Annotated in this window: 14 protein-coding genes; 7 read left to right on the forward strand and 7 right to left on the reverse strand. The window is 63.9% G+C overall.

Going from position 1 to position 13,434, the window contains the following annotated elements:
- Nucleotides 1-19: 19 nt before the first annotated feature.
- From dnaN to mutM, 5 genes are all read right to left on the reverse strand, one after another.
- Nucleotides 20-1,138, reverse strand: a complete 1,119-nt coding sequence (gene dnaN / locus BM353_RS03855; protein WP_092076820.1) for a DNA polymerase III subunit beta — start codon at nt 1,136-1,138, stop codon at nt 20-22.
- 207 nt (nt 1,139-1,345) lie between these two features.
- A complete protein-coding gene (gene dnaA / locus BM353_RS03860) occupies nt 1,346-2,782 on the reverse strand; it encodes a chromosomal replication initiator protein DnaA (RefSeq protein WP_092076822.1) in 1,437 nt (478 codons plus the stop codon).
- 476 nt (nt 2,783-3,258) lie between these two features.
- The gene (gene rpsT / locus BM353_RS03865) at nt 3,259-3,522 is read right to left on the reverse strand and encodes a 30S ribosomal protein S20 (protein ID WP_092076824.1); all 264 of its coding nucleotides are present in this window, start codon (nt 3,520-3,522) and stop codon (nt 3,259-3,261) included.
- 184 nt (nt 3,523-3,706) lie between these two features.
- Complete coding sequence (locus BM353_RS03870; RefSeq protein WP_092076826.1) at nt 3,707-4,483, reverse strand: enoyl-CoA hydratase; 777 nt, start codon at nt 4,481-4,483, stop codon at nt 3,707-3,709.
- Between the two features lie 62 nt (nt 4,484-4,545).
- Complete coding sequence (gene mutM, locus BM353_RS03875; RefSeq protein WP_092076828.1) at nt 4,546-5,397, reverse strand: bifunctional DNA-formamidopyrimidine glycosylase/DNA-(apurinic or apyrimidinic site) lyase; 852 nt, start codon at nt 5,395-5,397, stop codon at nt 4,546-4,548.
- A gap of 83 nt (nt 5,398-5,480) precedes the next feature.
- On the opposite strand from mutM, the gene ubiE reads away from it, so the two are divergent.
- Both ubiE and ubiB read left to right on the forward strand, forming a co-directional pair.
- Nucleotides 5,481-6,245, forward strand: a complete 765-nt coding sequence (gene ubiE, locus BM353_RS03880) for a bifunctional demethylmenaquinone methyltransferase/2-methoxy-6-polyprenyl-1,4-benzoquinol methylase UbiE (protein ID WP_092076830.1) — start codon at nt 5,481-5,483, stop codon at nt 6,243-6,245.
- Nucleotides 6,246-6,248: 3 nt separating this feature from the next.
- On the forward strand, nt 6,249-7,784 hold the full coding sequence (ubiB, locus tag BM353_RS03885; protein WP_092076832.1) for a 2-polyprenylphenol 6-hydroxylase: 1,536 nt from the start codon (nt 6,249-6,251) through the stop codon (nt 7,782-7,784).
- Nucleotides 7,785-7,796: 12 nt separating this feature from the next.
- Here the strand turns inward: ubiB and BM353_RS03890 are convergent, their stop codons facing one another.
- The gene (locus BM353_RS03890; protein ID WP_092076834.1) at nt 7,797-8,480 is read right to left on the reverse strand and encodes a flagellar hook capping FlgD N-terminal domain-containing protein; all 684 of its coding nucleotides are present in this window, start codon (nt 8,478-8,480) and stop codon (nt 7,797-7,799) included.
- Nucleotides 8,481-8,489: 9 nt separating this feature from the next.
- A complete protein-coding gene (locus BM353_RS03895) occupies nt 8,490-9,905 on the reverse strand; it encodes a flagellar hook-length control protein FliK (protein ID WP_092076836.1) in 1,416 nt (471 codons plus the stop codon).
- Between the two features lie 110 nt (nt 9,906-10,015).
- Between BM353_RS03895 and BM353_RS03900 the strand changes: the two genes are divergently transcribed.
- The 5 genes from BM353_RS03900 to flbT all read left to right on the forward strand — a co-directional run bounded on the left by BM353_RS03900 (nt 10,016) and on the right by flbT (nt 13,264).
- Nucleotides 10,016-10,297 carry a rod-binding protein gene (locus BM353_RS03900; RefSeq protein ID WP_092076838.1) on the forward strand — a complete coding sequence of 94 codons (282 nt, stop codon included), beginning with the start codon at nt 10,016-10,018 and terminating at the stop codon, nt 10,295-10,297.
- Nucleotides 10,294-10,647, forward strand: a complete 354-nt coding sequence (locus BM353_RS03905; protein WP_092076840.1) for a hypothetical protein — start codon at nt 10,294-10,296, stop codon at nt 10,645-10,647. Before BM353_RS03900 ends, BM353_RS03905 begins: the two co-directional genes overlap by 4 nt.
- A 461-nt stretch (nt 10,648-11,108) precedes the next feature.
- A complete protein-coding gene (locus BM353_RS03910; protein ID WP_092076842.1) occupies nt 11,109-12,389 on the forward strand; it encodes a flagellin in 1,281 nt (426 codons plus the stop codon).
- Between the two features lie 96 nt (nt 12,390-12,485).
- On the forward strand, nt 12,486-12,863 hold the full coding sequence (gene flaF / locus BM353_RS03915) for a flagellar biosynthesis regulator FlaF (RefSeq protein ID WP_092076844.1): 378 nt from the start codon (nt 12,486-12,488) through the stop codon (nt 12,861-12,863).
- Nucleotides 12,860-13,264: a flagellar biosynthesis repressor FlbT gene (flbT, locus tag BM353_RS03920; protein ID WP_092076846.1), complete on the forward strand. Its 405-nt coding sequence runs from the start codon at nt 12,860-12,862 to the stop codon at nt 13,262-13,264. Before flaF ends, flbT begins: the two co-directional genes overlap by 4 nt.
- Nucleotides 13,265-13,434: the final 170 nt, after the last annotated feature.

Raw genomic sequence — 13,434 nt, forward strand, 5'->3', positions numbered from 1 at the left:
TCATGGCGCGCGCGCCGGATCACACGCGCATCGGCATGACCACATAGACCGCGCTGGTGTCATTGCTCTCGCGCATGAGCGTCGGATCGCCCGCGGAGTTGAACAGGAAGACGGCGTTCTCGCGGTCCACCTGGCTGGCGATTTCGAGCAGGTATTTGGCGTTGAACCCGATCTCAAGCCGCTCGTCGGAATAGGCCACGGCGAGCTCTTCCTCCGCCGCGCCGCTGTCGGGCGCGTTGACCGAGAGCACCAGCCGATCCGTGTCCAGCGCCATCTTGACCGCGCGCGACCTCTCCGACGAGACCGTCGCGACCCGATCCACCGCCTTGGCGAAATCGCCCGCATCGACCTCCAGCCGCCGGGTGTTCCCGGTCGGGATGACGCGGGTGTAATCGGGGAATGTCCCGTCGATGACCTTGGAGGTCAGGGTGATGTCAGGCGTGGCGAAGCGGACCTTGGTCTCGCTCACCGATACCGCGATCTGCATGTCGTCGTCATCGAGCAGTTTGCGCAGCTCGCCCACCGTCTTGCGCGGCACGATCACGCCCGGCATCGTCTCCGCGCCGGGGGGCAGGTCGGCATCGATCCGCGCCAGCCGGTGACCATCGGTCGCGACACAGCGCAGAACGCGGCCCTCCTCGCCATCGGCCACATGCATGTAGACGCCGTTGAGGTAATAGCGCGTCTCCTCGGTCGAGATCGCGAATTTGGACTTGTCGAAGAGGCGGCGCAGCACCGGAGCGGGCACGGTGAAATTCGCGGTGTACTCGCTGCTCGCCATGACCGGAAAATCCTCGCGCGGCAGGGTAGCGAGCGAGAAGTGCGAACGCCCCGCCTCGACCGTGATCCGCCCGCTGGCGCCATCCTCGGTCAGCTTGACCAGAGCGCCGTCCGGCAGCTTGCGCACGATCTCATGCAGCACCAGCGCGCTCACTGTCGTCGCACCCGCGCGCTCGACCTGAGCCGGGGCCTTGTCGACCACCTCGATATCGAGGTCGGTGGCGCGAAACTGGACCGTGTCGCCCTCGGCCTCGATCAGGACGTTGGCAAGGATCGGGATGGTGTTGCGGCGTTCGACCACCGATTGCGCCTGGCTGACCGCCTTGAGCAGATCGCTGCGTTCAATGCTGAGTTTCATCCCCACGCTCCTTGTGATCCGGGATGGGAAAGGTACCTTTTTCCCGGCCCCGAACAAGCCATTTCTTGCCACGCATTTCGGGGAAGTTTCTGGGCAGAGTGCAAGGGCCCGTCAAGGGCCCCGGCACGAGTGGTGTAAAAGAGTGACAATGCGGACTCAAAGCCGCGCGCCTCGGCCTGCCGGATCGGCAGTGCCAGAGGGTGCGGTTCAGGCTTCGAGCGCCCGGCGGAGCAGTTCGAGATCCTCGTCAATCTGCCCGTCCTGCAGCCGCAGCTCGTCGATCCGGCGCACCCCGTGCATCACGGTGGTGTGGTCACGGCCACCGAACCGCTTGCCGATCTCGGGCAGCGACCGGCTCGTCATGTTCTTGGAAAGATACATGGCCACCTGCCGCGGGCGGGCAAAGGTGCGCAGCCGCTTCGGCCCGAGCATGTCCGACAGGCGGATGTTGTAATGCTCGCAGACCTTGCGCTGGATTTCCTCGACCGTGATCTTGCGCTCCGAGGCGCGCAGCACGTCGGCGAGGCAATCCTGCACCAGATCCATGGTGATCTCGCGCCCGACGAGCGAGGCAAAGGCAAAGAGCCGCGTCAGCGCGCCTTCCAGCACGCGCACGTTGGTCGAGATGCGCAGCGCGAGGAATTCGAGGATCCCCTGCCCGATTTCCAGCCCCGGATATTGCTCGCGGAACTGGTCGACCTTGTTGTGCAGGATGCCGAGGCGAAGCTCATAGTCCGTGGGGTGCAGGTCCACCACGAGCCCGCACTGCAACCGGCTCTTGATCCGGTCCTCAAGGTCCTTGATCTCGTTGGGCGCCCGGTCGGCGGAGATGATGATCTGTTTGTTTTGATCAACCAGCGCGTTGAAGGTGTGGAAGAATTCTTCCTGGGTGCTGTCCTTGCCGGCGATGAACTGGACGTCATCGACCATGAGCACATCGACACTGCGGAAGATCTGCTTGAAGTCCATCATGCGGCGGTCGCGCAGGGCCTGCACGAAGCGGTACATGAACTGTTCCGCCGAGAGGTAGACGACGTTGAGATCCGGGCGGCGCTCCTGAAGCTCCCAGGCGATGGCGTGCATCAGGTGGGTCTTGCCGAGACCGACGCCGCCATACAGGAAGAGCGGGTTGAAGGACACCGCGGCGCCCTCGGCCACACGGCGGGCCGCGGCATGGGCGAGCTCGTTGGGCTTGCCCACGACGAAGCGCTCGAAGGTGAAGCGCTCATCGAGCGGCGCGCCGGGTAGGTCCTCGGCCACCTGGGCCGGGGCCGCGCTTTTGGCGGGCGACACGTTGGTCCGGGCCTTGGCCGAGGCCATGCCGGCCGTATCCCCGGCGGCGGCGGCGCGAGACGCGGCGCGCGCGCCATCGGGGCGCTGCGCGGTATTGGCCGCGCCGGAGGGCGGAACGGCGAAGTTCAGACGCGAAACCTTGCCTCCGGTGACGGACCGCAGATGATAGAGGATCAGATCGGAGAAATTGCGCGCCACGTAGTTGCCGATGAAATTCGTCGGCACGCCGAAGTTCACCACCCCGTCATCGACGGAGGTGTATTGCAGCGGTTCGATCCAGTTCTTGAAATTACTGTTTCCGACCGTCTCCCTGAGCTGCTCCTGAACCTGTCCCCATTGCTCTTGTGTCATTCTGTCCTGTCCGCTCTTGATGCGTGTTTTCTACGTTTATCGAACCGCTCTGCCTGAAGCGGCGCACGTTTCACGCATCTGGACAAAGGCTCCCCGCCCCGTTGCAACGCGCAACAGGTTGTCCAAAGTGGACGCAGAGACTCATCACGACAGGACCACCCCAGCCAAAGGCCGAGCGCCGAACGCAATGCACCAATGTAACTGGACAGCTACCGGATACCGGTATCGACCCCATGGCTATCGTTGTAGCTCGGGTCGGTGGGTGACCTGCATCTGTGGCGCATACGCAGGTCTGAGTGAGCTGTCCCCCCAGGCGACGTGAATCGCATGGACAGGGTTAGCAAGCTCGCCGCGGAGCGATCAACAGAACTTCGATCTTGACTCAGGCGACTCCGAAAAAGAATCTCCGGCCGCCCCGCAGAGCCAAAAAAAAGCGCCGCATGAGCGACGCTTTTTCAGGCGGTCTGTTCCGGCGCTTAGCCGATCGACTTCACGCGGGCCGACAGGCGCGAGAGTTTGCGCGAGGCGGTGTTCTTGTGGAAGACGCCTTTGGTGACGCCGCGCATCAGCTCGGGTTGAGCGGCGCGCAGGGCGGCAGTTGCGGCGTCCTTGTCACCGGAGTCGATCGCTTCTTCGACCTTGCGGAGGTAGGTGCGGATGCGCGAACGGCGAGCCTTGTTGACGGCGGAGCGGCGTTCGGCCTGACGGGCGCGTTTCTTGGATTGCGGCGAGTTGGCCATGGTCTGGACCTTTCACGTGGTGTTTTTCTGTTCGACAACGCAACACCCAGAAGGCCCCGGATCTATCCGGCCTGACTCTTGCCTGAGCGGGCATCACGCGCATGTATGACGGCGTCCCTTAGAGCAGGTGGCGCCAAAAGGGAAGCCCGGAATCGCAAAAACCTGTGTTTTTGGGGGTCCGGCGCTACTTGTCGCGGAACTGGGGCTCGCGCTTTTCGAGGAAGGCGTCCATACCCTCTGTCTGATCCTCGCTGGCGAAGGTCGCCTGAAACAGGCGGCGTTCGTGCAGCAGCCCTTCCGAGAGCGGGGTCTCGAAGCTGCGCCCGACCGATTCCTTGATGGCCAGCACCGAGAGCTGCGACTTGTGGGCGATCTTCTCGGCGGCCTCCATTGCCTCCTGCACAAGCTTGCGCGCGGGCACCACCCGGCTCACGAGCCCGGCGCGCTCGGCCTCTTCGGCATCCATGAACCGCCCGGTGAGGTTCATGTCCATCGCCTTGGCCTTGCCCACGGCGCGGGTCAGCCGCTGGGTGCCGCCCATGCCGGCGAGAATGCCGAGGTTGACCTCCGGCTGGCCGAATTTGGCGTTCTCCGCCGCGATGATGAAATCGCACATCATCGCCAGCTCGCAGCCGCCGCCCAGCGCATAGCCCGCAACCGCCGCGATCACCGGCTTGCGCACCGATCCGATGCGCTCCGCCTCCGCGCCGTAGAGGTTCTCGACATAGGCCTCGACGTAGCTCTTGCCCGCCATTTCCTTGACATCCGCGCCGGCGGCGAAAGCCTTTTCGGAGCCGGTGATGACGATGCAGCGCACGCGGTCGCTCTCATCGGCCTCCTTGAGCGCCTCGCACAGCTCCCCCAGAAGCTGGGAGTTCAACGCATTCAGCGCATCGGGGCGGTCGAGCGTGATGAGCGCGATGTTGTCTTCGGTTTGGACCTTGATCGTCTCGTAAGCCATGTTCTCATCCCGGGCGTCGGTGGTTGACGGGAGTCCTCGCAATTCCGCAGCGCGGGTTCAAGCTATCTTTGACAGCGCGGGCAGAAGAAGGTCGACCGCCCCGACTGGATGATGCGCCTTATGGCAGAGCCGCATTCCGCCCGGCGGCACGGGTCCCCCTCACGGCCATAGACATCGAAACTGTGTTGGAAATAGCCCAGCTCCCCATCCGCCTGACGGAAATCCCGCAAGGTCGAGCCGCCGGCGAGAATCGCCGCCCCGAGCACATCGCGGATCGCCGGCACCAGTGTCGCCACCCGCGCCGCCGAGATCTGCCCCGCCTTGTCCGTCGGGGCGATGCCGGTCCTGTAGAGCGCCTCGCAGACATAAATATTGCCGAGCCCAGCCACGATCCGCTGATCGAGAAGCGCGGCCTTGATCGGCGCCGCCTTCCCGCGCAGCCGCTCGACGAGGTAGCTTTGGTGAAACCCGTTGCCCAGCGGCTCCGGCCCGAGCTTGGCAAGGAGCGGATGCGCGGCCTCGTCCGCCGTTTCGAAGAGGTCGATCGCCCCGAAACGGCGGGGATCATTGAAGGTCACCCGCGCGCCGTTTTGCATGTGAAACACCACGTGGTCATGTTTCTCCGGCGCGGGATGATCGTGCAGGAACTGGCCCAGCGGATCCCCGGAGATGAGGATTCGCCCCGACATGCCCAGATGCATCAGCATCGTCTCGCCGCTATCCAGATCGGCGAGGATGTACTTCGACCGCCGCCGCAGCGCCGCGACCTTCGCGCCCGTCAGCCGCTCGGCCATGCCCGGCGGAAACGGCCAGCGCAGGTCCGGGCGGTTCACATCGACCCGCGCCATCCGCACCCCTTCCATCACCGGCAAGAGCCCCCGGCGCACGGTCTCGACCTCGGGCAATTCGGGCATTGTCTCTCCTTGTGATCCCGGCGCACATTGTGCCCGCCTCAGAGCACCCTATAACAAGGGCGACAAGAGAAAGTGGCAAGCCAATGAGTGACGAGACGAGCAGGGACACGGCCAACACGACGCATTTCGGCTTCGCGACCGTCCCCGAGAGCGAGAAGGCAGGCCGGGTTCAGGGCGTCTTCAGCAGCGTGGCGTCGAAATACGATGTCATGAACGATGCCATGTCCTTCGGGATTCACCGCGTCTGGAAGGATGCGATGATGGATTGGCTCGCCCCGCGCCCCGGCCAGCGCCTGCTTGATGTGGCGGGTGGGACGGGCGACATCTCCTTCCGCTTTCTCAAACGCGCGGGCCGCGGACATGCCACCGTGCTCGACCTGACCGAGCCGATGCTGATCGAGGGCCGCAAGCGCGCGGAAGCGGCGGACATGGGCGAGAGCCTCGATTGGGTGGTGGGCGATGCCATGGCGCTGCCCTTCGAGGACGCAAGCTTCGACGTCTACACCATCAGCTTCGGCATCCGGAACGTGACCCGCCCGCAGGAGGCGCTCAACGAGGCCTTTCGCGTGCTCCGCCCCGGCGGTCGGCTCATGGTTCTGGAGTTCAGCCAGATCCCCAACCCGGCGATGCAATGGGCCTACGACCGCTACTCCTTCAACGTGATTCCCGCCATGGGCAAGGCCATCGCCGATGACCGCGAGAGCTATCAGTATCTCGTTGAATCGATCCGCCAGTTTCCCGATCAGGAGACCTTCCTCGGCATGGTCCGCGCCGCCGGGTTCGGCAATGCCAAGTATCGCAACCTGAGCATGGGTATCGCCTGCCTGCACTCCGGCTGGAAGCTCTGAGCCTTGCGCGGCCCCCACAACATCCTGCGGCTCATCCGGACGGGCGCAACGCTTGAGCGGACCGGGGCGATGGCGGTGGTGCTCGATGCGTTCGACGCGCCCCCGGTGCTCCGCGCCACGGCGCGCGTCCTTGCCTGGCCGTTCAAATGGCTCGGCGACAAGGGCGATCCGGCCATGCCGCCCGCCACCCGCGCGCTCAACGCTCTGGGCCCCGCCTACATCAAGTTCGGCCAGGTGCTGTCGACCCGGCCCGACGTGGTCGGCGACGAGCTCGCCCTGCAACTGCGCGTGTTGCAAGACAAGCTCCCGCCATTCTCGCAGGCCGAAGCCGAGGCGACGTTCCACCGCGAGACCGGCTATCACGTGGGCGAGGTCTTCAGCGAGTTCGGCCCGCCCGTCGCCGCCGCCTCGATCGCGCAAGTGCACAAGGCCCGCCTGCGCGAGACCGGCGAGGACGTGGCCGTCAAGATCCTGCGCCCCGGGATCGAACAGGCCTTCCGCCGCGACATCGACGCGTTCTATTTCTCAGCCTGGGTGATCAAGACCCTCTCGCCCTCCTCGCGCCGGCTGCGTCCGCAAGAGGTCGTCGAGCATTTCGAAGGGGTTGTTCTGGGCGAGCTCGATCTGCGGCTGGAGAGCAGCGCAGCCTCGGAGTTCGCGGCCAACACCGAACAGGACGAAGGCTTTCGCCTGCCCCAGATCAAGTGGCCGCTCTCCGGCCGGCGCGTCATGACGATGGGCTGGGCCGAGGGCATCCCGCTGGGCGATATCGCCGCGCTCGATGCCGCCGGCGTCGACCGGGTCGCGCTCAGCGAGCGAGTGTTGCAGCTCTTCCTGCTCCACGCGCTGCGCGACGGGTTTTTCCACGCCGACATGCATCAGGGCAACCTCAAGGCCTCCGCCTCGGGCGAGCTTATCGCCTTCGATTTCGGGATCATGGGCCATATCGACGAATACACCCGCCGGGTCTATGCCGAGATCCTCTTCGGCTTCATCCGCCGTGATTACAAGCGCGTGGCCGAGGTGCATTTCGAGGCGGGCTATGTCCCCGCCGATCGCGATGTGGATGATTTCGCCCGCGCCCTGCGCGCCGTCGGCGAGCCGATCTTCGGCATGAACGCGACCCAAATTTCCATGGGCAAGCTGCTCAACTACCTCTTCGAGGTGACCGAACGTTTCGGGATGGAAACCCGGACCGAACTCATCCTGCTCCAGCGCACGATGGTCGTGGTCGAGGGGGTCGCGCGTTCGCTCAATCCCCAGATCAACATCTGGGAAGTCGCGCGCCCGATTGTCGAAGACTACATCCGCACCAGCATCGGCCCCCGGGCCGTCTTGCGCGATCTGGGCAATACCGCACGGGTGCTTGCGCGCTTCGGTCCGCGTCTGCCCGGCCTCGTCGAAGATGCGCTGATCCGCCAGTCGCAGGAGCGCAATCCCGAGTCTTCCCGGCCGCGCGGTCGGTTTGTCTGGGGCGCGGTGGGCGCTGTGTTTGGCGGCGCGGTGGTTGCCGTCGCCGCCTGTCTCGCCAGTCTCTAGGACGCCCGGAAATCAGGCGCCGTCGCTCGCGCCGCGTACCGCGGTGACCTCGTCGGGCGAGACCGTGCCGCCGCTTGCCAGCAGAAGCTCGACAGCGCCCGAATCGCTGCGCACCTCGACCACCTCGTCAAAGGCCATCACCTTGCGCACATCACTGGTCACACCGTTCTCATAGACTTCGACCGAGAAATAATAGGTCCCGTCGCCATAGGGCAGGCCGTTGTCGTCCTCGCCCTGCCACGTCATCGCGCCGGTCCCCGAGGAGAGGGGGATCCGCTGCAACGCCATGCCGCTGTCGTTCTTGATCACGAGTGACCCGGTCTCGCCCTCGGCCAGCGGATCAAAGCTGAGCGCCACGGGCGATCCGTCATGGGCGACGCCCGCCGAGCTCTTCACATCCATCCCGACCCAATGCGCATAGTCGCTCAGGCCGCCATAGCCGCCCTGCTGCAGAAGGGTCGTCAGCAGGTCATTCGTCTGGACCTGCTGCTCGACCGACGAGAACGTCGCAAGCTGGACCGCGTAGTCGGTCGATTCGACCGGGTTGAGCGGATCCTGATTCTGCAACTGTGCTGTCAGCATCTTCAGGAAGGTCTCGAAATCCGAGGTGATGGCCGCCGGGCTGCTGCCCGAAGCGGAAGTCGATGGTGTCGCGGTGGTTGCCGCGGCGCTTGTCGCGCTGGTGACGTCTGTCATGTCAGCCTCTCATATACGAATGTCGAGCCCGTCGCTCAGGGTGCCCTGAATCGAGACGGGCGTGCCGTCTTCCGCAGCGCCCTCCCCGTCGAGCATGGCAACGGTGGTGGAGTTATTGCCAGCGCCGCCTTCGCGCCCGCCGTCGGAGCCTGACGCGTCCTCTTCAAAGGTGAAGTTCACGGAGCCAAAGCCCGCGTCGGCAAATTCTTTCTGGAGCGAATCGGCGTGTTTGCGCATGAGATCCGCCGTCTCCGGCCGATCCGCGCCGATGGATACCTGCAGGCCGGTATCGGTCTGGGTGATGATCATCCGGACATGGCCAAGCTCGGCGGGCTTGAGCGACACTTCGATCGCCCCTTCCCGCCCATTGCGTACCACTTCGGCAAGCTGCGCCGCGACGTGTTGCGCCGCCACGGGCGCGCGCATCGTCGCTGAGGTTTGCGCGGCCGCGCTCATCTCGACGCGTTCGGAGACGGGCCCCGACCCTGCGAACACCTCGTCGACCACCGCGAAATCAGTCAATCCCTTGGCCGCTTCCGCCGGAGCAGCCGCTGCCGACAGCTGGGCCAGGCCGATGCTCTCAAGCGGGGTCGGCGCCGAGGCCCGGATCGCTTGCGGTGTGGCCCTTCGCGTCTCGGTTGCGCGCGGCGCGACATCCTCGATCGGGGCTTCCGATTCGACCGGCCGCTCGCTTGGTGTCGTCTGGCGTTGCTGTGTCGTCGCCATCTGAACGGTGGCCGTCCCGGCGGCCTCGGTCTTCACATGTGCGGGCGGCGGCGTGGCTGAATTGGCCGATTGCTGTTCCTTGGCTGCCGCCACCGCGCCCTGCCCGGCCTCATCCACCGCTGCTGAAAGCACCGTGCGCGATGCTGGTTGCGCGGTCACTGTCTGCTCGACTGCCCTTCGGGTCCGAGAGGCGGCATCTCCGCGCTCCATCCCATTGACAGCTGCCACCTTCACGGCCACTTCCGTGATCCCCGCGCGCGCATTTGCGTCATTCAGAGGCGCGTTCCGGGGCACGTCCTTCGCCGGCTCCACGTCATCGGTCGCGGTCGTCTCGACCCCTTCCGCTGGCGCGTCACCACCCAAAGCAGTCTCGGCCGCCCCGGCTTTGGAAACCTGCACGGTTTCAGCGGGCCAGATGGCTATCGGACTATCACGCTCCGCCACCTCCGCGCCCGCCGTCTCCTCGCCAGCGACCACAGCGTCAGGATTTTCAGCAACCTCGGCATCGGTCGCGGCCTCGCCGTCGGCCTGGGCATCTTCGCCGCCCGAGACCTCCTCGACAACCGGCTCCTCGCCGGCGTCCGACCCGAACACATCGGAGAATTCCGCGGCCTTGTCGCCCTTGGCCTGCGCGGCGCCGGGCGCCGATCCTTTCGGCGCAATTGGCGCAGGAGCTGCCATGGTCTGAACGTTCTGCATCGGGACCTCCGAGTTTCACTCACCTCGCTGATAGATGATTCGCGGTTACCAATCCTTTACCGACATCGGGTCATGTGGGCCCACGAGCACCATAACAGAGGAAAATCCCAATGGACGCGATGATGACAGTGACCGCGGCAACGACCACCGGCAAACCGGCCGAGCAGAACATGCACCTCTTTGAAACGGCGCAGAAATTCGAAAGCGTGTTTCTCGCCGAGATGCTGACCTATGCAGGATTCGGGAAAAGTCGGGGGGAGTTTGGCGGTGGAATCGGGGAAGACCAATTCTCCTCGTTGCTCGTCGCGCAACAGGCCGATGCGATCGTCGCCGCTGGCGGGATCGGACTGGCGGAAGCCTTGTTTGAAGCCATGGTGGAGCAAAGCCAATGACTGACGCGACCAATGACATCCTGAGCGATCTGGATGCGCTACTAAAGACGGAGCGCGATGCGCTCTTGTCGGGCAACCTCGACGCGATCGCCCGGATCACCGAAGAAAAGACCGCTCTGATCGAAGCTCTGGGCGCTGCGGAGCCGGAGCCGGAGGAGCTCGACGAGATCCGCGCGAAGGTCCGGCGCAATCAGGACATGCTCGCGAGCTCCCTGAAGGGGATTCGTGCCGTGGCCGAACGGATGAGCGAGCTGCGCCGCGTGCGCAAGGAAATGACGACCTATGATGCCAACGGCCAAAAGACCGTGGTGAAGACGACCTTGTCCGAAAAGATGGAGCGCCGGGCCTGACCTCGAAGCGCCACCTTCTATCTCTCTGAATCTGCGGCCCGGCGAAAGCAGGGCCGCAGTTCTTTTTGGTAAACCCCGCATTCACCTTTCGGCCTGCGATTGCGCGATCCCGGACTATAATTTCCCCCGCCGTGGAAACTGTCTGTGTCCCCGATTGCAGATGCCGCGCTTCAAGCCGCCGCCGGACTGCGACATGTTCAAATCAAGTGATTGATAACACGTGTTTTAACAGAGCGTAAATCTGAACGAACCCTTGCGAAACCAGTGGGTGAGATTGAATAAAATTATTGGAATGCACCGTCCCAGTCTTAGGGCGCTGTTAGCAAATTTCCCCCGATAGTCCACAGGCATCCTGTCGGGTGGCGCCGCGAACGAATTCGCAGCAATGGTCAGAATGACGCCCTGCCTAAAAGGCACCGTACTGTAACAAACGCAAAAGCGTTCTTGCTCAAGGAAAAACCATGTCCAGCATTCTGACCAACAACAGCGCAATGGTCGCGCTGCAGACCCTCAAGTCGATCAACTCCGACCTCAACAAGACCCAGGAAGTCATCTCCACGGGTAAAGAGGTTGGCTCCGCCAAAGACAACTCCGCCGTCTGGGCGATCTCCAAAGTCATGGAATCGGACGTCGCCGGTTTTGAAGCCATCTCCGACAGCCTCTCGCTCGGTCAGTCCACCGTCGCGGTTGCCCGCAACGCGGCCGAGACTGTTGAAGGCCTGCTCGAAGAAGTGAAGACCAAGATCGTCGCCTCGCAAGAAGAGAACGTCGACCGCGACAAGATCCAGACGGATATCGAAGCGCTTCGCGATCAGATTACCTCCGTTGTTGGCGCCGCCCAGTTCAACGGCCTCAACATGCTGTCCAACACCGACGAAACCGCCGGTTCGGGCACCGTCAGCATCATGTCCTCGCTTGACCGCGGCGCAGATGGCTCCATCACTGCCGCTGACATCGATGTCCGCAAGCAGGACCTGAGCACCCAGGCACAAAGTGTTGACACCGGGGGCACCCGCACCGCCGGTACTGGCGCAATGTCCGTCACGCTGAACGCATCCCAGAGCCTCACCATCGATCTGAGCAGTGAAACGATCACTGCTGGCGTCGCCTACAGCATCGGCCTCACCGGTACTGACGCAGACGCGAGCGCCTTTACTCCGGCCTCCTACACCACGGCAGCAACCGCTACTGGCGCAGCCAACATTGCCTATGTTGCCCGTGACGGTGACACCGGCGCAGACGTGGCAGACGCTCTCGCGGCGGCATATACCGAGTATGCGGCAGAAAACAGCCTCGACACCGACGTTCTGAACATCACGTCTTCGGGCGGCGTTCTGACCGCAACGTCGACCGTCACTGACGGCACCGACACCATCGGCGTGACTGTCGACACCGTGGCGGGCGACAACGTGATCGGCGGCGGCCTTGCGGCTCTCGCAGATATCGACGTGACCGACAGCGATGGCGCCGAAGCTGCTCTGGCCTCGATCGAAAACCTGATCCAGTCCTCGATCGACAGCGCCGCGGCTCTGGGTTCGGCCGAAAAACGCGTTGGCATCCAGAACGACTTCGTCGGCAAGCTGACCGACTCGCTGAAGTCCGGGATCGGCTCGCTCGTCGACGCCGACATGGAAGAGACCTCCGCACGTCTGCAAGCCCTCCAGGTGCAGCAGCAGCTCGGTGTGCAGTCGCTCTCCATCGCCAACCAGGCGCCGCAGACGATCCTGTCGCTCTTCCGTTAATGACGGCTTCACTGGGGCGCGTGCTGACCGCCGCGCCCCAGTAACCCCACCGCTGCAAAACGCAGCACAACGCTCCGCGTAACGGAAGGAAATGACGTGAACGCGCAAAACCTGGCGAAAAGTGCCTATTCCACCACCGCGCCGATCCGCACCGATCGCGCCACCGAATATCAGGCCTTCGCGCGGATCACGAGCCGCATGAAAGCCGCAAGCGAAGGTCGGGGCCGCCGTATCAAGGCCATTGCCCAGACCATCCATGAGAACCGCAAACTCTGGAAAATCCTCACGATCGACCTGGTGGATGAGAACAACAAGCTCCCGGACCAGCTTCGCGCTCAACTTCTCTACCTCGCGGACTTCACAAATCAGCACAGCAGCAAAGTTCTCAGCGGTGAAGGCAAGATGGATATCCTCATCGAGATCAACACTGCCGTGATGCGCGGACTGCGCGGGACCCAGGAGCCAACCACATGAGCGGCCTCGTACTCAAACTCAGCCCCAAAGAGCGCGTCCTGATCAATGGCGCGGTCATCGAGAACGGGGATCGGCGCAGCCGGCTCTCCATCGTCACACCCAACGCCAACATCCTGCGCCTTCGGGATGCGATCCACCCGCAGGACGCCAACACCCCGGTGCGCCGCCTGTGCTACGTCGCCCAGCTTGTTCTTTCTGGCGATGCCGATCCCGAAGACGGCCACAAGCAGCTGCAACGCGGTGTCGAGCAGATGCGTCAGGTCTTCATCGACCCCGAAAGCCGCGCTTATCTCGATCAGGCCAGCGAGAATATCTCGGACGAGAAGTACTATCAGGCGCTCAAGGCGCTGCGTGCCCTGCTTCCGATCGAAGACGCGCTGTTCAAACGCGCCGCAGAGTAAGCCTCCGGCCCCGGCCGGAGACCGTAACGAGTTGATCTCGGTCTCAATTTTCAGTTTCAGAGGCAGCAAACGCGCCCGTCAGAGGCCGATGCTATCAGAGTAACGCAGGGCAGATACGCCCTGATCCCCGGCTGCGGTTCAGTCCGGGGATTTCGTTTGTCCGGCTGGGG

Source organism: Poseidonocella sedimentorum (assembly GCF_900116005.1).
Lineage (GTDB): Bacteria > Pseudomonadota > Alphaproteobacteria > Rhodobacterales > Rhodobacteraceae > Poseidonocella > Poseidonocella sedimentorum.

What these genes read in the sequence shown, in the direction of transcription:
- BM353_RS03890 (WP_092076834.1), bottom strand. Translation starts at nt 8,480, where the DNA reads ATGACAGACGTCACCAGCGCGACAAGCGCCGCGGCAACCACCGCGACA.
- BM353_RS03910 (WP_092076842.1), top strand. Translation starts at nt 11,109, where the DNA reads ATGTCCAGCATTCTGACCAACAACAGCGCAATGGTCGCGCTGCAGACC.
- ubiE (WP_092076830.1), top strand. Translation starts at nt 5,481, where the DNA reads ATGAGTGACGAGACGAGCAGGGACACGGCCAACACGACGCATTTCGGC.
- BM353_RS03870 (WP_092076826.1), bottom strand. Translation starts at nt 4,483, where the DNA reads ATGGCTTACGAGACGATCAAGGTCCAAACCGAAGACAACATCGCGCTC.
- mutM (WP_092076828.1), bottom strand. Translation starts at nt 5,397, where the DNA reads ATGCCCGAATTGCCCGAGGTCGAGACCGTGCGCCGGGGGCTCTTGCCG.
- BM353_RS03905 (WP_092076840.1), top strand. Translation starts at nt 10,294, where the DNA reads ATGACTGACGCGACCAATGACATCCTGAGCGATCTGGATGCGCTACTA.
- rpsT (WP_092076824.1), bottom strand. Translation starts at nt 3,522, where the DNA reads ATGGCCAACTCGCCGCAATCCAAGAAACGCGCCCGTCAGGCCGAACGC.
- dnaN (WP_092076820.1), bottom strand. Translation starts at nt 1,138, where the DNA reads ATGAAACTCAGCATTGAACGCAGCGATCTGCTCAAGGCGGTCAGCCAG.
- BM353_RS03895 (WP_092076836.1), bottom strand. Translation starts at nt 9,905, where the DNA reads ATGCAGAACGTTCAGACCATGGCAGCTCCTGCGCCAATTGCGCCGAAA.
- flbT (WP_092076846.1), top strand. Translation starts at nt 12,860, where the DNA reads ATGAGCGGCCTCGTACTCAAACTCAGCCCCAAAGAGCGCGTCCTGATC.
- dnaA (WP_092076822.1), bottom strand. Translation starts at nt 2,782, where the DNA reads ATGACACAAGAGCAATGGGGACAGGTTCAGGAGCAGCTCAGGGAGACG.
- BM353_RS03900 (WP_092076838.1), top strand. Translation starts at nt 10,016, where the DNA reads ATGGACGCGATGATGACAGTGACCGCGGCAACGACCACCGGCAAACCG.